This is a genomic window from Gemmatimonas aurantiaca T-27, from assembly GCF_000010305.1.
GTDB classification, from domain to species: Bacteria; Gemmatimonadota; Gemmatimonadetes; order Gemmatimonadales; family Gemmatimonadaceae; genus Gemmatimonas; species Gemmatimonas aurantiaca.
Genome location: NC_012489.1, coordinates 4,267,768 through 4,288,136, shown reverse-complemented (window position 1 = coordinate 4,288,136; position 20,369 = coordinate 4,267,768). Strand labels below are relative to the sequence as shown.

The window sequence follows — 20,369 nt, the reverse complement described above, 5'->3', positions numbered from 1 at the left end:
CCTCCCGCCAGGAGGTCATATGTACGAACCGAAGACGAAGCCCACGGCCGTGAGTGTCGAGAGCTATCTGGCCGCCATCGAGAGCGACGAGCGTCGTGCCGACTGCGAAGCGCTGACGGCGATGATGTCGAAGATCGCCGGCGCTCCAGCCAGGATGTGGGGCACCAGCATCGTCGGCTTTGGCAGCTACCACTACAAGTACGACAGCGGGCACGAAGGGGACGCCTGTGAGGTGGGCTTCTCGTCGCGCAAGGGCGATATCAGCATCTATCTGATGCCGGGCTACGATGAGCCACAGGTGCAGGAATTGCTCGCCCAGCTCGGCAAGCATCGCACGGGCAAGGCCTGCCTGTACGTGAAGCGGCTGCGCGACGTACAGGTGCCCGTGCTCGAAAGCCTGGTGCAGCATTCGGTGAACGAGGTGCGGCGTCGCTACCCTGGCCATTGACCTGCTGGCCAATCATCGCGGACACTTGCCGCTGGTGGCTGCATGGTTCGTTGCTGAGTGGCCAGACTGGTACGGCGACGGTGGTCCTGGTGATGCGGCGGCCGATGTGGCGGCTTTCAGCACATCCCCCGATGCATTGCCCCTTGGAGTGATCGCCTTCGAGCATGGTGAGCCGGTGGGTGTTGCTGCACTCAAGGCAGACTCCGTGGCGAGTCACCGGCATCTCACGCCGTGGGCCGTGGCGGGCTATGTGGTGCCACATCGACGAGGGGCCGGCATCGGCACGCAGTTGCTCGCCGCGCTGAGGAGTCATGCCGAACGCTTGGGATACGCGCACGTCTACTGCGCCACGTCGACGGCGGGACCGCTGTTGCAGCGGCAGGGGTGGATGCCGGTGAACATGTGCGACGATGAAGCCGGTCCGCTCACGGTGTTCGTGCAGCATCTGTCGGCCCGGAAACACTGAGAGCCACTCCGATCGGGAGTGGCTCTCGTGTTGTACAGCCATTGGTCAGTCAGTCGGTGGAGATCAGCGTCCCGACAGCTTGCGTCCGGTTTCGATAGCGCCCATGCCGTTTTCGTCGCGACGCTGAATGATGAAGACGGTCCAGCCTTCTTTCATGCGCTGTTCCATCTCGGCCGGGTTGTTCGCCGGGAAGCCGCAGGGAACCTTGAACTCCTTGCACGCGGCGAGGATTTCGGAGGTGGCCTTCTCGCGGCCGGCGGGATCGTCACGGAATACACCGCCCAGCGTGCCGTAACCGACGAAGATCTGCCCGACACCCGGCACGGCGGCGATTTCCCGTGCCTTGGCGACGCCTTCCTTGCTTTCGATGATCAAGGTGAGGAACAGCTCACCCTTCTTGTTGAGCGGCCAGACATCAGCACGCTGCTTGTACTGGTCGACCGAAAGACCCCAGTACGATGCGGCGGCGGCCAAGCCGGTGTCGGGGCGTGTGCCGCCGGCCGAGGCAAACCGCATGGCCTTGAGCACGTCGCGCACTTCCTGGGCCGAAGAGACTTCTTCGGCCGAGATGTTCACGAGCCCCGCGTTGAGCTGGCGGATGATGACCTGCTGACCGACTGCCGGATCCTTGTGGAAAATGCCGATCTTGGACGAGAACGGATGGGTGCGGGCTGAACCGCCGGCCTTCTTGATTTCGTCGAGATAGCGGTAGAAGGTCTCGTTGGCGGCGGAGGTGAACAGGAAATCTGCCCGCGTGTATCCCACGGTTTCCTTGGCCACATCACTGAGCACGATCTCCGGCATCGGCGCTGGGGGTGTAGCCGGTGCGGCAGCGGGTGGTGCTCCGTTTGGCCCACGCGGCGGTCCACCAGGACCTCCCGGTCCGCGACGCACGATGGCGGGATGGGCGATGCCGAAGATCGGCAATCCCTTCTCCTGTACGGCGATCACCGGGTTGAGGCGATCGGCCTTCTGGGCCGTGGCCATGGCAGGAAGTGCAAGCACGGCAGCGGCGCCAGCGGCGAACGCTAGAACAGGGCGCATGGGGATCCTGGGGGAAGGCGGGAAAAGTAGGCGGGAACGGCTGATGAACTTACGACGGCGGACAAGGGGGCGTTGATGAATCCGGGGATCTGGCGGGCGCACCGGCGGGTGCACGAGTGGTGGGTCGCGGCAGCGCTGGCCGGTGTGCTGGCGGCAGGGGCGCCGCTGGCGGTACTGCCGGCACAGTCCACGGCGACAGCGCCCGGCCGACGTCCGGCCTTTGGCTACGAAGCCATCGTGGTCGACGTGCGGCACGAGGCGATGAGCGCCCCTTTGCTGGGATTGTCACCAATCTGGCGATTCCGACAGCCCGGCCGCCGGGTCAACTCCAGTCTTGGCTTTGACGTGGCGTTCTCCAGTGCTCGGGAACGGAGAAAGGTGTGTCGCCCCTACCCCTACGCCGGCATCGACTGCCCGATTGAGGACGTGCGCGAGCGCGGCCATTGGACCGCCATGCACGGTGGTGTTGATGTGGCGTTCTGGCGTCCCGGGCGGGCCGAGTTTGCGGTGCTTGGCCACGCACTCCTCGCTTATATGCAGAGTCAGACAAAAGGTCTCGACACCGAGCAGACCGATTCACGCGGTGGTCTCCACTTCGGAGCCGTCACCGGCGTGGAGGTTCGCTATCAGCCTCATGCCCGCTGGCTGGTCACGTCGCGTGCGGTGATCGGTCGGACCACGTCATTGTTCGACAATGTGGATGCACACGCTGATCATACGTTCCGCGGGAGCGTCTCACACAATCAGCTTCGTGTCGGTCTTTCGTACCTGCGATGACGTCGTCTTCAGCGATGAATGCAACGTGGTATTCTTGATATCTCTGTGTGAACGCACTTCCTGATCAACGATATGGCTACACATGTGGTGCTCGTGCACCCGGAAATTCACTGGAACACCGGCAATGCGGGACGCACCTGCCTTGCCACCGGTGCCACGTTGCATCTGATCGAGCCACTCGGGTTTTCGCTTGGCGAGCGGGAAGTGCGACGCGCAGGGCTCGACTACTGGGAGCATGTGGATGTGCGCGTGTGGCCGGATTGGGACACGTTCGAAGCACAGTTGCCCACGTTGGGTGAGCCATACTTTTTCTCGACCAAGGCCACGCAACTGTTCTGGGACGCGCCTTTGGGCGAGCCCGACCATATCGTGCTGATCTTTGGCCGCGAGACTGCCGGATTGCCCGAACCGGTGCGGACGCGTTGGGCGCATCGTATGGTGGCGATGCCAATCACCTCACCACATGTGCGATCCCTCAACCTCTCGACGAGTGTGGCCGTAGCGATATATGAGCGACTGCGGCAACAGCATCGTCGGTCGCCTGGCAGCCCAGTCATGAAGGACGTATGAGCGACAATAGCCGCGATATCGCAGTGGATGCAGAAGCGCGTGTGCCACGGGTGGTGCGTCACGGGCCTTTCCCGGTACAGTTTCGGCAGGTGACCGTGCAGCGGGTTGAACGGATCGCCCCGCGCATCCAGCGCGTGGTGCTCGGCGGCGATGCCCTGGAGGGCTTTCGCAGCGATGGCGCGGATGATCATGTGAAAGTGGTCTTCCCTACCGCCGACGGACTGCATCTTCCCACGCCGGGGCCCAATGGACTGACGTTCGCGCCTGGCATCACCGCACCACCCATGCGGGACTACACACCGCGTCACTTCGATGCGGCACGTCGCGAACTCACGCTCGATTTCATTCTGCACGATGCCGGGCCGGCGACGGCTTGGGCGCAGCAGGTGAAGATTGGCGATCAACTGGGCATCGGCGGGCCTCGCGGTTCGCAGGTGGTTGCCGATGTGTTCGACTGGTATCTACTGCTCGGCGACGAGACGGCGATGCCGGCCATCGGACGACGACTCGAGGAGTTGTCAGACGATGTGCGCGCGATCGTGCTGATCGAAGTGGACGACGAACAGGATGCACTCCCGTTCACCAGCCGCGCCTCGCTGGATGTCCGGTATGTGTATCGACGCGGTGCCGCACCAGGGGCTACGACGCTGCTGGACGACGCGGTGCACGCCCTCGATTGGCCGACCGGTGAGGGTTTTGTGTACATCGCTGGTGAAGCCGGTATGATGCGACGTCTCAAAGAACACGTCACCAGCGTGCGAAATCATCCACGCGACTGGATGCGTGCGAGTGGGTATTGGAAGCCCGGCGTGTCGAACCATCATGATTGAACAATCGATGCCCAACGAATGGCGAACGCTCGGCGTTCCCTTTTCAGTGGCTTGTGCAGCTCGGTCCTGTCGAGGGGAAAGATCGTGGTCGCTGTGCTCGTGAAGATGAAGCGTCCGGCCATCCTGCTTGCTCTTGCGGCCCTCTGTGGCGGTGCAGGCATCGCACTGCAATCACGCGGACTGCGTGCGCAGGGCGCGCCGGTGCAGACGGGGCCCATCACATCATTGCTGGGACGGGTCCTGATGCCGCGCCCGAGCAATGCTTCCGTAGACAGCGCCAAGTATCTGCTGACCAAGCAGCCCAATGATGTGGGTACGCTGGTGGCCACTGGCCAGGCGTATGACGGCGTATGGCAGTTCGGTGAATCGATCGGGTTGTACAGCAAGGCCCTCACGATCGCGCCGAAGGATGCGCGTTCGCTGAGCTTCCGTGGACAGCGTTATCTCTCCACCCGTCAGTTCGATCGCGCCATCGCGGATCTCGAGATTGCACGCAAGCTGTCTCCGCAGAGCTTTCACAGCCTGTATCATCTCGGCCTCGCGTACTACTACGTCGGGCGGTATGCGGAGGCGGCATCGACCTTTGGTCAGTGCGCCGATGTTGCCCCCCGCACCGCGGCGCCTTCTCTGCTGTCGTCGTCGGTGGCGCATTGCGATGACCTGCACGACGGTCTGCGGTTTGCGCTCGCCTCGTGGCGTTCTGCGGCGCTGATGCGTGCGGGGCGTATGGGGGAGGCCAAAACCGTGCTGGAGAAACTGCCCACGTCGAGCGCCACGGTGCCGGAAGGCCGCTGGTACATCGACGCGGTGGACATTGCGCGTGGCCGCAAGGCGGACACCCTGTGGAGCTCCGTGCAGGTCAATGGCGGCGGTGTGCTCACGATTGGCTATGCGCTGGCCAATCTCTCCATTGTGCGTGGCGATAGCGCCAAGGGGTGCCGTATCCTGCGGGAGCTCGTTTCGCGCGAAGAGTGGCCTGGTTTTGGTTACATCGGCGCGGAAGTGGATCTCTCGCGCGGTCGCTGCAACGGCGTCAAGTAACAACGCCGATTGCAAGGCGGCTGCCTACGTTGGCCGCACGTCGGCTGCCATGCGGGTCAGGACAACACGTCGCGAATGGAAGGATCCTTGCCAAATTGCGCCAGCGCAAAGGGGCAGGTCGCCATCACCTTGGTGCCCGTTTCGCGTGCCCACGCCACGAGCGCATCGAGCAACTTGCGGCCCACGCCCTGACCGGAGAGTTGTTTGTCCACTTCCGTGTGATCGATGATGATCAGTGAGGCGCCGGCCCGACTGTAGGTCATGGACGCCAACCGCTTGCCGTCCACCTCGTAGTGAAAGCCGCCACGGTGTTCGTGTTCGTAGTGCCCGATGGTGGCCGTGTTGTCGGCGTGATCGCTCATGAACTCCTCAGGGATAGGGCGTGAATGCGGGAAACATAGGCAGTGTGTTCAGCCAGCACGTCGCGCGTGGGTTCCATATGCGTAACCGGGGCCATGTGCCCGGTGCCTTCCAGAGTGATCACCCGGGCATGCGGATAGCGGGTGGCCAACAGGGCAATCACCGCCCGCGCGATGGCTGGTGTGCGGGATCCATATACCAGGGTGATGGGCACCGTGTGAGGCAACCCCAGGCCCTCCAGTGCATCCGGTCCGTTCACGCTGCGCACCTCCTGATACATCTTCCAGCCCAGGGTGCGGATGACGGCTTGCTGCGCTGGCGGCATGCGCTGCCACGAGCCCGGACGATTCCAAAAGTCGATGAAGCGCTCGATCCATGCCTCGCTGCCGCCGAATTGGTCGTCGCGCAGAAACTGAGGATCATTGGAAAACGCATCGAGGGTGGCGCGGGCCTCGTCATCGAGCGTATCGATCACTGGGCGCAGTGACGCAAACAAGGTCGGCTCGAAGAGGAACAGCGAGCGCAGGCGGGTGCCCAGCAACGGGGCCAGTGTGAGGCCCACGAGTCCACCGTAGGAATGTGCGACGATATCCACGGTGCCGGCATCGTGGCCACTGACGGCGAGGTGTCGTGCAATGGCAGTGGCGTCGTCCGCGGCTGTGACGACCTGGCCGCGCATCAATGGCCGATCTGGTGGATACCCGATGTGTGCCGGCCGCAACGGAACCCCCAGGGGGGCCACGGTGGACTCGTAGGGAGCCCACATGTCCGCCGTGGTGGCGGTGGAGTGCAGCATGAGGACGGAGGCGTGCATAGTGAAGAAAGATGCACGCCCTGCCTGATCATGCCCAGAGAAAACCGGGATGATCGTCCGTGGTGAGTGCACGCACGGCCCGTTCATAAACACGCGCACCACGATCACCGTTGGTGAACACGACCATGGCACGACCTCCTGACGGATCGAACCAGCAGAAGTTCTTGAACCCCGGGTTGTCGCCCCACTGCCAGCCATAGCGCGACCGCCCGACGTCTTCGAGTCCCACACCCAGTCCCCACTGGATGGCGTCGTTGCCACGAATCTGCGGTTGCATCATGCTGGAGACGATGGCGGCGCTGGACGGCGACGGACGCGAGGGTGCGACGAGATGCTGCAGGAACCGCGTGAAGTCGTGCACAGTGGTGAGCAGGCTGGCCGCCGCATTGATCGAGAGAAACACCGGCAGCGCTGCACGGGTCGGAGCGACCGTACGTTGCGCGGCTTCGAGATCCTCGATGCGTGCGTCCTCCATCGTCTTTCCGCGTGCCGCCATCAACTGTTGCAGTACCGGCGCCGGATCATTGTCGGCCGCTGGCAGCGGTTGACCGCGCCCATCGTGACCGGTGGCTTGTTGTGCGCGCAACGTGGGCAATGGGGCCAGGCTGGATTGTGCCATGCCCAGTGGTTCGAACACCCGCGTTCTCACCAGCGTGGCAAAGGCCGTACCGGTGATCTGTTCGGCCATGCGCTGCAGAAAGAAGAACCCTTCGCCGGAATAGGACCACCGCGATCCCGGTGCAAAATCGGCGGTGATCTTCTGCGTGGCGTCGAATCGCCAGTTGCGCCACCCACCACTGTGGCTGAGCAGGTGCCGCGCCGTGATGGCCTTGCTGGTCTCGTCTTCATCGGGCAGTGGCAGGTACCGATGCACCGGCACATCGAGATCGAGACGCTTTTCGTGCACCAATCCGAGGATCACGTACGACGCCACGATCTTCGTGAGGGAGGCAGCGGCGTAGACGGTGTCGGCGGTCGTGGGTTCCGGTTCTCCGGACCGTCGGACGCCAACGGATTGGGTGCGTGTACGACCACGCTCGATGACGGCCAGGCTCAGCGATGGTACGCGGGCCAGCGAAAGCAGCCGGGTGAAATCGGGATCCGCATCGGTATTGACCGAATCTCCCACGGCCGAGGCCGAGACGAGACGGGGGGCTGCGAGACCCATGCCCAATGCGCCCATGGTGACCAGCGCCTGACGACGGGAGGGTGGGACGGCAGCAGCGTCGTGCAGGGGTGACATGGGCGTACAGGCTGAAGAGGGTTCGACGGATTACACTTTCACACAGACACTACGAACCGGCTCAGACGGGGATTCACCGCCGCCGTCGGTCAGCCGGGTGCCATCGCGTTTCTGTATGAGGAAGACAATGCGTTTCATCGGACAGTTGTCATGGCTCTGCGGAGCGCTGGTATCGATACGCCTGTTGGCACCGGCGCCGATGCTGGCGCAGGGGGCGGTGTCGCTGCAGGCGGCCCGGGGTCAGGTCATCCTGCGCGCGCCGGGATCGGCGTGTCGTGTGGCCATGCTCGATGAGCAACCCGCACAGCGCGGTGCGGACAGTCTGTTTCGTTTCACCGGCGTCGCTCCGGGCGGCTATCGTCTGCTGTGTGGCTCTCCGTTGGAGATCTACGTGCAACCTGCTGCCGAGCTTCGTGTCACGTTGAGTACCAGCACCTATCCGATATTTCAGGGGCGTGGCGCGGGGCTCAATCGGTATCTCATCGCGCAGAAAGCCATGAACATGGAACTGCTTTCGGCGTTGTGGCGCGAACGTCCCAGTGTGTTTTCCCGTGAATGGACGGACGCCTACGACGAAGATCTTCGGCAGCTCCGGCGCACGCCCGGCATGGATGACGCGTTTCGTGAACGCGAGTCCATGCGACTGCGATTCAAGCACACGTTCGGGCGGGTGACCTATCCATATTTTCACTGGCGTGAATCCGACGAGCGCAAGATTGTCTCGGCGCCGGATCTGACGGCGCTGTTGTCGGGGGTGCCACTCGACGATCTGCGATGGTCGTCGCTGCCGGAGCACACCGAGTTGCTGGGAGCATTGATTCACGAGAATGCCCGCGTTGAACTGGCCAGCGACACGATGTTGCAGCGTGGTGACGCCCGATGGATGCGCGCCGAGTTTGCGGCCGCCCTGACGCTGCTCGCCGACTCCACGCTGCTGCGCCGCACCACGACACGCCTGCTGGCCAACGCGATCGAAGAAAACGGCAGCCGTGGCATCGACTCTGTGTATGGTCGCTGGCTGGCGCTGGGTGTGGATTCGGCCAGTCGTCGTCGTATCGATTCGCTCGTCGCTGTGGATCGTGGGATGGAGCAGGGGCATCACACGGAGAGCTACCGGACGATTGATGGCGTCGCGCAGCGCGTTCACATCCTACGTCCCGAAGGGGTCGATAGTACGGTCGTCACGCCGGCCATGCTCTGGTTTCACGGTGGATCGTGGGCCAGTGGCACCTGGTGGCACTCACCCGGCGTGATGGGTGCGTTGCGGGAGAATGGTGTGACGGTGGTGGGTGTGGAATTGCGCACCAGCAATCGTTTTGACAGTGGACCGCTGGAACAGGTGGAAGACGCGATGCTGGCGCATGAGTGGATCGTGCGGCATGCATCGCGGCTCCGTATCGACAGCACGCGTGTTGGTGTGGCCGGGTTTTCCTCTGGCGCCACGCTCGCCACCATCCTGGGGACTCGCGGGTTGCTGCCGCTGCCACCATTGCCGGTAGGCGACAACCCACCCACGCCGACACCCGCCACGGTACGGCGGTATCCTGCCGCGGTCATCGCGGTGGGAGCCTGTGTGTTGCCGGGGGGGCCGGCAGAAGACGGGTTTTTCCGGAAGGTGGTTGGAGCACAAGCCGTGGTATCGGAGTTCACCCCGCTGATGTCGATCATGGCTGGTCAGCCACCCACCTTGTTCGTGCATGCCACCAACGACGAGTACTGCGACATGAAGTCCGTGCGCAGTTTCGTGGAGCAATCCGTGAGCTATGGCAATCGGGTCGCGTTGAGCGAAGTGGAAAACGCGGGCCACTTTTTCGGATTTTATCATCCCGCCGGTCAACGACAGATGCGACGCGCCATTCAGGACGCGCTGCGCGACTGGGGGTGGATGGGTGCGCGATGATCTCCGGGTCCTGCGGCGCCCTTCGTATCTTCCGACATCTCTTCCGGAGTCATGACGATGATCTTTTCCCTCGACGAAGGGCTGGCGATCCTCGAGCGCACGCCCGCCACCCTGCGTGCGCTGCTCGGCGGCCTGCCATCTGCCTGGACCCAGGCCACCGAGGGCGGCGAGACCTGGAGCGCATTCGATGTGATTGGGCACCTGGTGCACGGCGAGCACGATGACTGGGTTGTCCGTGCCCGTATCATTCTCGCGCAGGGCGAGGAGCGCACGTTTGCCCCATACGATCGTCTCGCCCAGTTTCGCGAAAGTGAAGGCAAGACACTCGATCGGTTGCTCGACGAATTTGCTGCGAGTCGTGCCGCCAACCTGGCCATCGTGCGCGGATGGGCGCTCACCGACGCTCAGCTATCCCTCGAAGGCGTGCATCCTGCGTTCGGGGCGGTGACACTGCGCCAGTTGCTGGCCACCTGGGTGGCTCATGATCTCGCGCATCTCCTGCAGGTGAGTCGCACCATGGCGCGACAGTATCGTGACGAGGTCGGCCCGTGGCGCGAGTATCTTTCCGTGATGCGCGCCGACTCCCGCACCGAAACCACATGACCACAGTTTCCTTCACGTTCGACGCGGCATCACGAGCGATGCTGCAGCACTTTCTGGCGTCCATCGCGTACCGCACGCAGAAGGCACTGCGCGGTGCACCTGCCGATTTTGGTGATTTCCGCGCCGCGCATCATGTGCGCACGCCCTACGAACTGCTGTGGCACATGACCGGTGTCATCGGCTACGCGCGCACGTTTCTGCGGGGCGGCGAGTTTGCTCCGCCCCGACTCGAGGGCTTGCAGCAGGAGATCGAGCGCTTTCACGTCACGCTCGAAGGACTGCGTGATGACTTTGCTGATCGTTCGCTGACGGCGGTCATCAGCGATCTGCAGTTCCTGCATGGCCCACTGTCCGACACGATGACCCATGCCGGGCAATTGGCCATGTTGCGCCGGATGGCCGGTTCGCCGGTGCCATCGGAGAATTTCATTTATGCGACAGTGGCAGCAGTGAATGTGGGTGCTGACCAACCAGCGCCCGTCGCGCCCGACGACTGGTGGCGTCCGAATCAGGCCCCACAGCCACCCGGTCCGATCACCGAAGTCCCTGAAGAGGGATAGTCGGCGCGACTCATTCCTTGCTGGACAAGCCAGATACCGGGCGTGACGATTGTTGCGCTCGGCTTGGTGGGTCTCGTGGGCAACCCTATGACAGTCTGTCCCTGTCGGAGGGGTAGATCGGAGCCACGTCGACGATGGAAATATTACGAGTCGATTAAAACTCGTGATCACCCGCTGTGGAGTGGTTCGTCAGGTGCCATGATGGCGCACCCGCAAATGGTCCCCCACCCCGAATGGTGTCTGTATGCTGCGATACCTGCGTGCCCGGCTTCGCTATGTAGGTGCACTCGTCGTGTTGCTGGTCGGTGCGTCCGCCTGGCTCTACGCCCGCGATACCGGCGGCGTCAACGAAGCCAGTGGTGTGGTGCCCGTGAAACGCGGCGATTTCGAGGTGGTGGTCACCACGTCCGGTGAACTGCGTGCGCCCAAGTTCGTGCAGATCCAGTTGCCGCCAAATACACAGCAGGCTGAAGCCTATCAGCTCAAGATTGCGACCATCGTGGCGGAAGGCACGGTGGTGAAATCGGGCGATGTGGTGGCCGAACTCGACCGGTCTCCTCTGGCATCCAAGATGCAAGAAGTGTCGCTGGCGCTGCAGAAGGCCGATGCGCAGTACACCCAGGCCCAACTCGACACGACGCTCAATTTGTCGCAGGCACGTGAAGACCTGCGGAACATGCAACTGCAGCTCGAAGAGAAGCGCATCGCCAAGGACCAGGCGCAGTTCGAAGCCCCCAGCGTGCGACGGCAGGCGGAAATCGATCTCGAGAAGGCCACGCGGGGACTCGCCAAGTCGACGACCGACTACAAGACAAAACAGGAACAGGCCTCCGCCAAGATGCGCGAAGTGGGCGCCGATCTCGAACGGCAGCGCAATCGTCTCAAGATCATCAATGATGTCATGGCTGGCTTCACGATCCGTGCACCAGCCGACGGCATGGTCATCTATGTGAAGGAATGGAACGGACGCAAGAAGACCACCGGATCGCAGGTCACGCCCTGGGAGCCCACGGTGGCCACCCTGCCCGACCTCACGCAGATGGAGTCGATCACGTTCCTCAATGAGATCGATGTGCGGAAGGTCGCCGTGAATCAGGAAGTGCAGATCGCGCTCGATGCCGATCCGAGCAAGCGGTTGCGTGGCAAGATCGTGCAGGTGGCCAATGTTGGCGAACAGCGTCCCAACGCCGATGCCAAGGTGTTCGAGGTGCGTGTGCATGTGGAAAAGCCGGACACCACGCTGCGTCCTGGCATGACCACGTCCAATGCGGTGCTCACGCAGACCGTGAAAGACGCGTTGTACGTGCCGCTCGAGGCGGTGCACAGCGACAGTGGGCGCACCTTCGTGTATCGCAAATCGGGCGCATCCGTCACGCGTCATGAAGTCTCCACTGGCGCGATGAACGACGATGAAGTGGTGATCATGGCCGGGTTGACGGAGCAGGATCGGGTGTTGCTGTCACCACCGCTCGAAGGCCTCAAGATGTCATTGGTGGAACTGCCACCTTCGCAGCGCCCGGTGCCGCGAGGGGACACCGCTGTTGGTGGCAAGGGGGTGCAGGTGGCGCCGGCACCATCGGCATCGCCACCACCCGCGGCGACTCCCGCCACCAAGGTGGCCCCGTCCGGGAAGCCGTGATGGCGGGTCAGTCCGATCGCTGGCGCGCCTTCCTTGCAACGGCCGCATTCGCCTTCCGCTCCGGCATCGAAGCGCTTTCGCACAACTCCCTCCGCGCCGCACTCACGTCACTGGGCATTCTGTTCGGTGTGGCGTCGGTGATCGCCATGCTGGCCATCGGGCGTGGCGCCGAACAGGAGATCATCGCGCAGATGCGCCTGCTCGGTTCCAACAACATCATCGTCAAGCCGATTGTCGAACAACGCGAAGAGGCCGCGAAGCAAGCGGGAGAAAAACAGCCGCGGCGTTTTTCACCTGGGCTCACGGCGCGGGATGGGCACAGCATCGCGGCGGTGATTCCCGAGGTGGAGAGTGCCTCGGGTGAGGTGGTCCTGAATACCCTCATCACTCGCCAAGGGCGCCGACGCACGGGCAAGATCGTGGGTGTCGACACCGCGTACTTTGCGCTGCTCAATCTCGACGTGGCAAACGGACATCTCTTCAATCGCGCGCAGATCGAAGAGGGCAAACCGGTCGCCATCATTGGTGCCGGCGTGAAGGCCCGCTTCTTCACCACCGAAGATCCACTCGGCAAGTCGATCAAGGTGGGCGAGAATTGGCTCACGGTGGTGGGGGTACTCGCCGACCGTCCCATGTCGGAGCAGACGGCGCAGCGTCTTGGCATTCGCGACGCCAATCTCGATGTGTACGTGCCGATGACCACCATGCTGTTGCGCTACCGTGATCGCACACGGGTGAGTGCGCGGGACATCGAACAAGCGTCCCGTGAGGCGAATGTGGTGGTGCCCGGCAACGAAGCGGAGGATGCGGATCGGGTGGCGGAGCGCCGCAACTACCACCAACTCGATCGGCTCATCGTACGGGTGAAAGAGGCGAACACGGTGGCGCCTACGGCCGAAGTCATGCGCCGCATGCTGGAGCGTCGTCACAATAGCGTGATCGATTTCGAGATTGCCGTGCCCGAAGAGTTGTTGCGTCAGGAGCAGCGCACCCGGTCGATCTTCAACATGGTATTGGGCGCGATTGCGTCCATCTCGCTGGTGGTGGGTGGTATCGGCATCATGAACATCATGCTGGCGTCCATCCTCGAGCGCATCCGCGAGATCGGCGTGCGCCGAGCACTGGGCGCTACTCAGCGCGAGATCCTGGCGCAGTTCCTGGCCGAGGCCGTGTTGATCAGTCTTGCCGGTGGCGTGGCGGGCATCGTGCTGGGGGCGGCGATCAGTATGGGTATCGAGCAGTTGGCGGACATCAAGACGGTCGTGTCGGGGATGTCGGTGTTCGTCGCCTTCGGCGTGTCGATTTCGGTGGGGTTGGTGTTCGGCATTCTCCCGGCCTGGCGCGCAGCGCGACAGGACCCTGTGGTGTGTCTTCGTTACGAATGATCGAGATGATGAACGTTTCCTGTCGTCTTCTGTGTCTCGCATTGGGCGGGCTCATGTTGCTGCCGTCGGCGACAGCGGGCGCCCAGAGTGCAGCGCCTTCCGGTCGTGGTTTGTTGCTGGAGGAAGCCATTGCGATGGCCCTCGAGCGTGGCCCCGCCACACGGTCCGCCACACGGACCCGGGATGCCGCACGATTTCGCGATGCGTCGTTCAACGCACGGTTGCTGCCGCAGCTCTCTGTGACCGGCGAAGCGCCAACCTACAGTCGCGCCATCGTACCGGTGGTGCAGCCTGATGGCTCCACCCGATTCGTCGCGCAGCAGCAGCGGCAATCGTCGGTTGGCTTGCAGATGGCACAACGGTTGCCACTCACGGGTGGTGACCTGTTCATTTCGTCCGGACTCACCAATGTGAATGTGCTGGGCCAACAGGAGCTCAGGCTCTGGCGCAGCACTCCTCTGCAACTCGGTGTTCGTCAGCAGATCTTTCGCCTCAATACCCAGGCGTGGGACAACAAAGAGCAGGATGTGCGCGCCGATGCCGCCGAGCAGCAGTTCCTCGAGGCGCGAGAATCGATCTCGCAGCAAACGGCGGCATTGTATTTCGACCTGTTCGCCGCGCAGACTGCGTTGGCCAATGCCTTGGGCAACGCCAATGTGAACGACACGTTGTTCACCCTGAACAAGGGCCGCTACGAAGTGGGACGTATCGGCGAGAATGATCTGCTGCAGAGTGAGTTGGCGGTGCTGCGTTCCCAGAACGCCGTGCAGTCGGCGCGACTGGATGAGCAGCGGGCCGCGGCGGCCCTTCGCCTTCAGCTCGGTTATCCCTCGAGCGCACCACTGGTACTGCAGGTGAGCAACACCGTGCCCGAAATCTCGGTGGACACGGCCCTGGCCATGCGCGAGGCCCTGCAGAATGCGGCGCAGTTACGGGATGCCGACTTGCAGATGATCCAGCAGAATCGGCGGGTGGCCGAAGCGCGACGCAATACCGGGTTTGGTGCCACGGTATCGGCCAGTGTGGGGTTCAATCAGACGGCCGAAAATTTCAACGAAGCCTACAAGTCTCCGCTGCAGAGTCAGCAGTTTGCCGTGGGGGTGGAGATGCCATTGGTACAGTGGGGGGCTCGCAAGGCGCAGATCCAGGCCGCGGTGGCCGATCGGGAACGGGTGGAAACCGATGTGCGGGTGCTGCGTGAGCGGCGAGCGCTCGACGCCCGGTTCGCCGCCCTGGAACTGGAACAGGCGGGTCGTCAGTTGATCACGGCCGCCAAGGCCGATACGGTGGGCGCCAAACGCTTCGAGGTGACCCGAAACCGGTACACGATCGGACGCATCGACATCAGCAACCTTTATATTGCGCAGGTGGAAAAGGACCAGGCGCTGGAAGCGTATGTGCGTGCGCTGCGCGGTTACTGGGACGCCTACTATCGCGTGCGTCGGCTGACGCTGTATGACTTCGAGCGAGGCGCCCGGATCCGCTGATCGGATCACCCTTGCAAGCCTCATGAACAATCCCGCGTACGGGATCCTGCTGGCCATCAGTTTTTGTCACCTGCTCAATGACATGATGCAGGCCCTGATGCCGGCGATCTATCCGAATCTCAAGGCCGAACTGGGCCTCAGTTTTTCGCAGGTCGGGCTCATCACGCTGGCCTATCAGATCACCGCCTCGTTCCTGCAGCCCCTGGTGGGCTTCATGGCGGACAAGCGGCCTACACCGCAGGCGCTGCCGGGTGGGACGATCTTCACGCTGGCCGGCCTGACGGTGCTGTCGGTGGCACACCGATACGAGCTGGTGTTGCTGGGCGCATGCCTGCTGGGCATGGGGTCATCGGTGTTTCACCCCGAGGCTTCCCGTGTCGCCCGCATGGCGGCCGGTGGTCGCAACGGCCTGGCGCAGTCGCTCTTCCAGGTGGGTGGAAACGCCGGCAGTGCATTGGGGCCATTGGCCGCAGCACTGGTCGTGGTGCGATGGGGGCAGAGCAGTCTGGCGTTTTTTGCACTGTTGGCCCTGCTGTCGTGTGCGATCCTGTGGAAGGTGAGCCTCTGGTACCGACACACCGGCCTTGCCCGACTGGCCGCGGGACACAAGGCGGCTTCCGAGTTCACGTTGCCCAAGGGCACGGCACGCCGTGGCATCGTGATCCTGCTGCTACTGATTTTTTCCAAGTACGTATACCTGGCCAGCCTCACGAGCTACTTCATCTTCTACCTGATGCATCGGTTCGGTGTGACGGTGGAAGTGGCGCAGTTTCATCTCTTCCTGTTCCTCGCGGCCGTGGCGGTGGGCACAGTGGCCGGTGGGCCGATCGGCGATCGTATCGGGCGGAAGTACGTGATCTGGATGTCGATTCTCGGTGTGTTGCCGTTCAGCCTTCTATTGCCACACGTGGATCTGTTCTGGACGGCCGTGCTCAGCGTCATCATCGGGCTGCTGCTCGCCTCGGCGTTTCCCGCCATCGTCGTGTTTGCGCAGGAGTTGGTGCCGGGCAAGGTGGGCATGATCTCGGGGCTCTTCTTCGGCTTCTCGTTCGGCATGGGCGGCGTGGGCGCGGCCGTGCTGGGCAAGCTGGCCGACGTGTACAGCATCGAAACGGTGTACCAGGTGTGCGCCTTCCTGCCGGCCATCGGTTTGCTGGCGGCGTGGCTGCCCGATGTTCGCCGACCGGCGGTGGCCACAGCCCCGGTGGTGGCGGAGTAGTTCCGGCGGTAACTCTTCGGCATGGCAAAGCCGAAGGCCTCGCGATCAGCGCCACCCCATGCAACACCCCTGTCGAAAGGATCGGATTCCGGCACACAGGATTCCGGCGCGCCGGCGCATTTTGCGCGGGCGCTCGATGCACTGATTGCGAAGATCCGGGAAGATCGGTCGGTATTGGCCGTCGTGTTGTGTGGAAGCCTCGCGCACGACACCGTGTGGAAGCGATCGGATATCGATCTCGTATTGGTGACCATCGACGACAAGCTGGTGCCGGCATCGTCGATGGCACTCGATGCCGATGGGGTGAACGTGCATGCGCTCATGCTGCCCCGCGCAGCGTTCAAACGTCTGGCCGACGGTGCGTTGAGCAACTCGTTCATGCATTCGATGCTGAGCAAGGGCCGCCTGCTGTATGCACACGACGAGTCCATTGCGCCGGTGCTCGAGCGCATGCGAGTCATTGGTGGGCGCGATACGCAGATCCAACTGCTGGCCGCCGCCACCGAAGCCCTGTCGTGTCTGTACAAGGCCCGCAAGTGGTTCCTCACGCGCGGCGACTACAACTATGCCGCGCTGTGGATCCTGGCCGCAGCCACACCGATGGCGCGCATGGAAGTCATGCGTCATGGGCAGCTCTCCGATCGTGAAGTCCTGCCGCGTGCGCTGCCGCTCAACCCGGAACTGTTTTCCGTCATCTATACCGGCATGCTGAATGAGCCCAAAGACCGCGATGCCGTGGAGCGTGCGCTCACGATGGCCGAATCCCACCTGCTCTCGCTGGCGCCCGCATTTGCGGAACCGGTGGTGCGGTGGCTGGCCGAAGTGACCGAGGCTCGCTCATGCACCGAGATCGATGCGCATTTTGCTCGCACGATGGGCATCGAGCACGTGAGTGGCACGTGTGAATATCTCGCCGATCAGGGTCTGATTGGCCGAGCGTCGGTGACGTCGCGTTTGACGAAGAAGAGTACGGCGGATGTGCAGGAGCTTGCCTTCTACGCACTCACCCCACCTCCCGATGTCTACTAAGAAGACGGCTGCGAAGCGCGCCGCGCCGCGAACCACCGTGGCGGTGCAGGGCGCCCGAGTGCACAACCTGCGCAATGTGTCGGTGGAGATTCCCCGCGATCGACTGGTCGTGGTGACTGGTCTGTCTGGATCCGGCAAGTCGTCGTTGGCTTTCGACACGATCTATGCTGAAGGACAGCGACGATACATGGAAAGTCTATCGTCGTTTGCCAAGCGGTTCGTGGCGCAGGTGAGCAAACCCGATGTGGATTTCATTTTCGGGCTGTCGCCGGTCATCTCCATCGAGCAGAAGACCATCGCCAGCAACCCACGTTCCACCGTGGGCACCATGACGGATGTGGCGAGTTATCTGAACTTGCTGTTCGCCACGATCGGAGAACCACATTGCCCTCGCACAGGCGAGCTGGTGCCCAGTCGGTCGGCGTCGCAGATCCTGGAGGCGATCCTCTCGTTGCCAGACGGGACCGAAGTGGAGCTACGTGCGCCGCTGTTCAAGGTGTACGGTGAAGAGCTGGATGTGGTGTTCACTGAAGTGCGAAAGAAAGGCTGCCGTCAGGTGGTTGTGGATGGCGCCACGATAGATCTCGCAGAAGAGACGGAACTGGATACGGCGCTGGTGCAGCAGATGGATGCGATTGTCGACCGACTGGTGGTGCGGCGCCGCAATGAGAAGGCACTCAAGGCCGCGATCGGGGCAGCATTGTTGGTAGGTGATGGTCTGGTGCAGATCCACATCATCAAGGGACGCACCAAGGCGGAGATCGCGAAGTTTCACGCGACCCACAGCAGTGCCACACAGCACTTCATCTACGGGGACATTTCCCCCGAGTACTTCCAGTTCAACAACCCCGAGGCCGCCTGTCGCACCTGTGGTGGCCTCGGCGTGGACAAGCTCACACATCCTGATCTGCTGATTCCGGATCCCAAGCGGTCCATTCGGGGCGGGTGTTTTGTGCGCGAGGCGTATCGCTACAATCCCGACACCTGGGACGGTCGCATCATGTGGACGCTCTCGACACTGCAGGGATTTTCCCTGGATACACCCTGGCAAGATCTCGATGCGTCGGCGCGCCATGCCGTGCTGTATGGCATGGAGCGTCGTTTCCGCACTGAAGCCCCACCAGACAGCACCGTACGACGTGCCGACTGGGATCGTCATGAAGTCGGGTTCAGTGGCATTGCACGGCGTATCGAGCGCAACTATCGACGGTATCGGCAGCGCGGGGAAGGGGATTCGCGCATGGAAGCGTGGCTCGACAAGGTGATGGTGGAACACACCTGCCCCGATTGCCGCGGTACGCGTCTGCGCGCCACGCGGTTGTTGTTCACGGTGCAGGGCCAATCGGTGCATGATCTGGGGGCGATGCACTTCGACGAGCTGCATGCGTTTCTGGGCCGGGTGAAGCCCGTGGGGCGGGGCGCTGGTGCGGGCCAACAGATTCTCGACGAGATCCGCGGGCGTCTGTCGCTGCTGTTGGGTATTGGGTTGGACTACCTGAGTTTCAATCGTCGCTCCGGTACGCTCTCGGGCGGCGAATCTCAGCGCATTCGTCTGTCCACCCAGATCGGGTCCGGACTCATGGGCATGCTGTATGTGCTCGACGAGCCGAGCATCGGATTGCATCCGAAAGACAATGCCAAGATGATCGCCACACTCGAACGGTTGCGCGATATCGGCAATACCGTGCTGGTGGTGGAGCACGATGAAGACACGGTACGCGCGGCTGATCACATCGTGGAAATGGGACCGGGACCGGGCGTGCACGGTGGTACCGTTGTGGTGCAGGGTACGGTACAGGATATCCTGCGCTGCAAGGCGTCGCCCACCGGTCAGTTTCTCTCAGGAGCCCGTTCCATCGCCCTGCCCGAGAAACGACGCCAAGGCACAGGACATTCATTGGTCATACGTGGCGCGCGCGAGAACAACCTGCGCAATGTGACCGTGGAAATTCCGCTTGGCACGTTGGTCGCCATCACCGGCGCATCCGGGTCGGGCAAGAGCACACTGGTGAATGACATTCTGTACAGAGCGCTGTGGAAAAGACTCGAGGATACACGTACTCTGCCGGGCGAACACGATGGTGTGGACGGCATGGAGCATGTGCACAAAGTGGTGAGTATCGACCAGAGTCCGATCGGTCGAAATTCGCGCTCCAATCCTGCCACGTACGTGGGGTTCTACGACACCATTCGCGACTTGTTCACAGCCGAGCCGCTGTCGGTGGAACGCGAATACAAGGCTGGGCGTTTCTCTTTCAATGTGAAAGGAGGACGCTGCGAAGAGTGCCAGGGCGAAGGGGTGATCACCACGCAGATGTACTTCATGCCCGATGTGGAAGTGATCTGCGGTGCCTGCAAAGGCGCACGATTCAATGCCGAGACACTCGATGTGACGGTGCGTGGCAAGACCATCGATGATGTGCTCAACATGTCCATCGAAGAAGCGGTGCAGTTCTTCCGGGACGAACCCGTGATTGCCCGCCGCGTGGATGTGCTGAATACACTGGGGCTGGGTTATCTCACGATCGGTCAGTCGGCCACGACTCTATCGGGTGGTGAGGCGCAGCGTGTGAAGATCGCCGCCGAGCTCAGCAAGCTGCAGCGCACCAAGCACACGGTGTACATCCTCGACGAACCCACGACCGGTCTGCATCTGGCCGATGTGGTGCGGCTGCTGCAGTCGCTCAACCGTCTCGCGGATTCGGGGCATACGGTCATTCTGATCGAACATCATCTCGATGTGATCAAAACGGCCGATCATGTGATCGATTTGGGCCCGGATGGTGGCCATGCGGGTGGCACCATTGTCGCTCAAGGCACTCCGGAAGTGATCGCCAGCACAAAGGCCTCACACACGGGGCGCTTTCTGCGGGAAAAACTGCCTCCGGCACCCCGGCGCAGGTGACACAACCAGCAGAGGGCCGGGTATCGCAGGTATGCGACCCATCCCGTCC

The 20,369-nt window shown here is 62.6% G+C and carries 19 protein-coding genes; 15 read left to right on the top strand and 4 right to left on the bottom strand.

The window, feature by feature from the left end:
* Nucleotides 1-19: 19 nt before the first annotated feature.
* Together GAU_RS18585 and GAU_RS18580 are read left to right on the top strand one after the other, a co-directional pair.
* Nucleotides 20-448: a DUF1801 domain-containing protein gene (locus GAU_RS18585; RefSeq protein ID WP_015895450.1), complete on the top strand. Its 429-nt coding sequence runs from the start codon at nucleotides 20-22 to the stop codon at nucleotides 446-448.
* Nucleotides 449-482: 34 nt separating this feature from the next.
* The gene (locus GAU_RS18580) at nucleotides 483-914 is read left to right on the top strand and encodes a GNAT family N-acetyltransferase (RefSeq protein ID WP_169307736.1); all 432 of its coding nucleotides are present in this window, start codon (nucleotides 483-485) and stop codon (nucleotides 912-914) included.
* 63 nt (nucleotides 915-977) lie between these two features.
* Here GAU_RS18580 and GAU_RS21455 read toward each other — a convergent pair whose 3' ends face one another.
* A complete protein-coding gene (locus GAU_RS21455) occupies nucleotides 978-1,958 on the bottom strand; it encodes an aldolase/citrate lyase family protein (RefSeq protein WP_083765774.1) in 981 nt (326 codons plus the stop codon).
* A gap of 75 nt (nucleotides 1,959-2,033) precedes the next feature.
* On the opposite strand from GAU_RS21455, the gene GAU_RS18570 reads away from it, so the two are divergent.
* From GAU_RS18570 to GAU_RS18555, 4 genes are all read left to right on the top strand, one after another.
* Nucleotides 2,034-2,735, top strand: a complete 702-nt coding sequence (locus tag GAU_RS18570) for a hypothetical protein (protein WP_041265696.1) — start codon at nucleotides 2,034-2,036, stop codon at nucleotides 2,733-2,735.
* Nucleotides 2,736-2,807: 72 nt separating this feature from the next.
* Nucleotides 2,808-3,305, top strand: a complete 498-nt coding sequence (locus GAU_RS18565; RefSeq protein WP_015895446.1) for a tRNA (cytidine(34)-2'-O)-methyltransferase — start codon at nucleotides 2,808-2,810, stop codon at nucleotides 3,303-3,305.
* On the top strand, nucleotides 3,302-4,135 hold the full coding sequence (locus GAU_RS18560) for a siderophore-interacting protein (RefSeq protein WP_052574546.1): 834 nt from the start codon (nucleotides 3,302-3,304) through the stop codon (nucleotides 4,133-4,135). Before GAU_RS18565 ends, GAU_RS18560 begins: the two co-directional genes overlap by 4 nt.
* 84 nt (nucleotides 4,136-4,219) lie before the next feature.
* A complete protein-coding gene (locus GAU_RS18555) occupies nucleotides 4,220-5,176 on the top strand; it encodes a tetratricopeptide repeat protein (RefSeq protein ID WP_169307735.1) in 957 nt (318 codons plus the stop codon).
* 56 nt (nucleotides 5,177-5,232) lie between these two features.
* Here the strand turns inward: GAU_RS18555 and GAU_RS18550 are convergent, their stop codons facing one another.
* The 3 genes from GAU_RS18550 to GAU_RS21450 are packed head-to-tail and all read right to left on the bottom strand — an operon-like array spanning nucleotide 5,233 to nucleotide 7,593.
* Nucleotides 5,233-5,538 carry a GNAT family N-acetyltransferase gene (locus GAU_RS18550; protein ID WP_015895443.1) on the bottom strand — a complete coding sequence of 102 codons (306 nt, stop codon included), beginning with the start codon at nucleotides 5,536-5,538 and terminating at the stop codon, nucleotides 5,233-5,235.
* On the bottom strand, nucleotides 5,535-6,350 hold the full coding sequence (locus tag GAU_RS18545; RefSeq protein WP_015895442.1) for an alpha/beta fold hydrolase: 816 nt from the start codon (nucleotides 6,348-6,350) through the stop codon (nucleotides 5,535-5,537). The genes GAU_RS18550 and GAU_RS18545 overlap by 4 nt, the downstream gene beginning before the upstream one ends.
* A 28-nt stretch (nucleotides 6,351-6,378) precedes the next feature.
* Nucleotides 6,379-7,593, bottom strand: a complete 1,215-nt coding sequence (locus GAU_RS21450) for a serine hydrolase domain-containing protein (protein WP_052574544.1) — start codon at nucleotides 7,591-7,593, stop codon at nucleotides 6,379-6,381.
* A 127-nt stretch (nucleotides 7,594-7,720) separates the two neighbouring features.
* On the opposite strand from GAU_RS21450, the gene GAU_RS18535 reads away from it, so the two are divergent.
* The 9 genes from GAU_RS18535 to uvrA all read left to right on the top strand — a co-directional run bounded on the left by GAU_RS18535 (nucleotide 7,721) and on the right by uvrA (nucleotide 20,320).
* Nucleotides 7,721-9,493, top strand: coding sequence for an alpha/beta hydrolase (locus GAU_RS18535; RefSeq protein ID WP_041265694.1), 1,773 nt, complete (start codon nucleotides 7,721-7,723; stop codon nucleotides 9,491-9,493).
* 57 nt (nucleotides 9,494-9,550) lie between these two features.
* Nucleotides 9,551-10,096: a DinB family protein gene (locus GAU_RS18530; RefSeq protein ID WP_015895439.1), complete on the top strand. Its 546-nt coding sequence runs from the start codon at nucleotides 9,551-9,553 to the stop codon at nucleotides 10,094-10,096.
* Complete coding sequence (locus GAU_RS18525; protein WP_015895438.1) at nucleotides 10,093-10,656, top strand: hypothetical protein; 564 nt, start codon at nucleotides 10,093-10,095, stop codon at nucleotides 10,654-10,656. Before GAU_RS18530 ends, GAU_RS18525 begins: the two co-directional genes overlap by 4 nt.
* Nucleotides 10,657-10,900: 244 nt before the next feature.
* On the top strand, nucleotides 10,901-12,295 hold the full coding sequence (locus tag GAU_RS18520; protein ID WP_015895437.1) for an efflux RND transporter periplasmic adaptor subunit: 1,395 nt from the start codon (nucleotides 10,901-10,903) through the stop codon (nucleotides 12,293-12,295).
* Nucleotides 12,295-13,680, top strand: coding sequence for an ABC transporter permease (locus GAU_RS18515; RefSeq protein ID WP_156799131.1), 1,386 nt, complete (start codon nucleotides 12,295-12,297; stop codon nucleotides 13,678-13,680). The genes GAU_RS18520 and GAU_RS18515 overlap by 1 nt, the downstream gene beginning before the upstream one ends.
* Nucleotides 13,681-13,685: 5 nt before the next feature.
* The gene (locus GAU_RS18510) at nucleotides 13,686-15,167 is read left to right on the top strand and encodes a TolC family protein (protein ID WP_169307734.1); all 1,482 of its coding nucleotides are present in this window, start codon (nucleotides 13,686-13,688) and stop codon (nucleotides 15,165-15,167) included.
* A gap of 22 nt (nucleotides 15,168-15,189) precedes the next feature.
* Nucleotides 15,190-16,386 (top strand): MFS transporter, encoded by a 1,197-nt coding sequence (locus GAU_RS18505; protein WP_156799129.1) that lies wholly within the window; start codon nucleotides 15,190-15,192, stop codon nucleotides 16,384-16,386.
* A gap of 21 nt (nucleotides 16,387-16,407) precedes the next feature.
* Nucleotides 16,408-17,415 carry a nucleotidyltransferase domain-containing protein gene (locus GAU_RS18500; protein WP_015895433.1) on the top strand — a complete coding sequence of 336 codons (1,008 nt, stop codon included), beginning with the start codon at nucleotides 16,408-16,410 and terminating at the stop codon, nucleotides 17,413-17,415.
* The gene (uvrA, locus tag GAU_RS18495) at nucleotides 17,405-20,320 is read left to right on the top strand and encodes an excinuclease ABC subunit UvrA (RefSeq protein ID WP_052574543.1); all 2,916 of its coding nucleotides are present in this window, start codon (nucleotides 17,405-17,407) and stop codon (nucleotides 20,318-20,320) included. Before GAU_RS18500 ends, uvrA begins: the two co-directional genes overlap by 11 nt.
* Nucleotides 20,321-20,369: the final 49 nt, after the last annotated feature.

Excerpts from the sequence above, each read along its gene's own strand:
- GAU_RS18585 (WP_015895450.1), top strand. The coding sequence starts at position 20 with ATGTACGAACCGAAGACGAAGCCCACGGCCGTGAGTGTCGAGAGCTAT.
- GAU_RS21455 (WP_083765774.1), bottom strand. The coding sequence starts at position 1,958 with ATGCGCCCTGTTCTAGCGTTCGCCGCTGGCGCCGCTGCCGTGCTTGCA.
- GAU_RS18570 (WP_041265696.1), top strand. The coding sequence starts at position 2,034 with ATGAATCCGGGGATCTGGCGGGCGCACCGGCGGGTGCACGAGTGGTGG.
- GAU_RS18565 (WP_015895446.1), top strand. The coding sequence starts at position 2,808 with ATGGCTACACATGTGGTGCTCGTGCACCCGGAAATTCACTGGAACACC.
- GAU_RS18560 (WP_052574546.1), top strand. The coding sequence starts at position 3,302 with ATGAGCGACAATAGCCGCGATATCGCAGTGGATGCAGAAGCGCGTGTG.
- GAU_RS18550 (WP_015895443.1), bottom strand. The coding sequence starts at position 5,538 with ATGAGCGATCACGCCGACAACACGGCCACCATCGGGCACTACGAACAC.
- GAU_RS18545 (WP_015895442.1), bottom strand. The coding sequence starts at position 6,350 with ATGCACGCCTCCGTCCTCATGCTGCACTCCACCGCCACCACGGCGGAC.
- GAU_RS21450 (WP_052574544.1), bottom strand. The coding sequence starts at position 7,593 with ATGTCACCCCTGCACGACGCTGCTGCCGTCCCACCCTCCCGTCGTCAG.
- GAU_RS18535 (WP_041265694.1), top strand. The coding sequence starts at position 7,721 with ATGCGTTTCATCGGACAGTTGTCATGGCTCTGCGGAGCGCTGGTATCG.
- GAU_RS18530 (WP_015895439.1), top strand. The coding sequence starts at position 9,551 with ATGATCTTTTCCCTCGACGAAGGGCTGGCGATCCTCGAGCGCACGCCC.
- GAU_RS18525 (WP_015895438.1), top strand. The coding sequence starts at position 10,093 with ATGACCACAGTTTCCTTCACGTTCGACGCGGCATCACGAGCGATGCTG.
- GAU_RS18520 (WP_015895437.1), top strand. The coding sequence starts at position 10,901 with ATGCTGCGATACCTGCGTGCCCGGCTTCGCTATGTAGGTGCACTCGTC.
- GAU_RS18515 (WP_156799131.1), top strand. The coding sequence starts at position 12,295 with ATGGCGGGTCAGTCCGATCGCTGGCGCGCCTTCCTTGCAACGGCCGCA.
- GAU_RS18510 (WP_169307734.1), top strand. The coding sequence starts at position 13,686 with ATGATGAACGTTTCCTGTCGTCTTCTGTGTCTCGCATTGGGCGGGCTC.
- GAU_RS18505 (WP_156799129.1), top strand. The coding sequence starts at position 15,190 with ATGAACAATCCCGCGTACGGGATCCTGCTGGCCATCAGTTTTTGTCAC.
- GAU_RS18500 (WP_015895433.1), top strand. The coding sequence starts at position 16,408 with ATGGCAAAGCCGAAGGCCTCGCGATCAGCGCCACCCCATGCAACACCC.
- uvrA (WP_052574543.1), top strand. The coding sequence starts at position 17,405 with ATGTCTACTAAGAAGACGGCTGCGAAGCGCGCCGCGCCGCGAACCACC.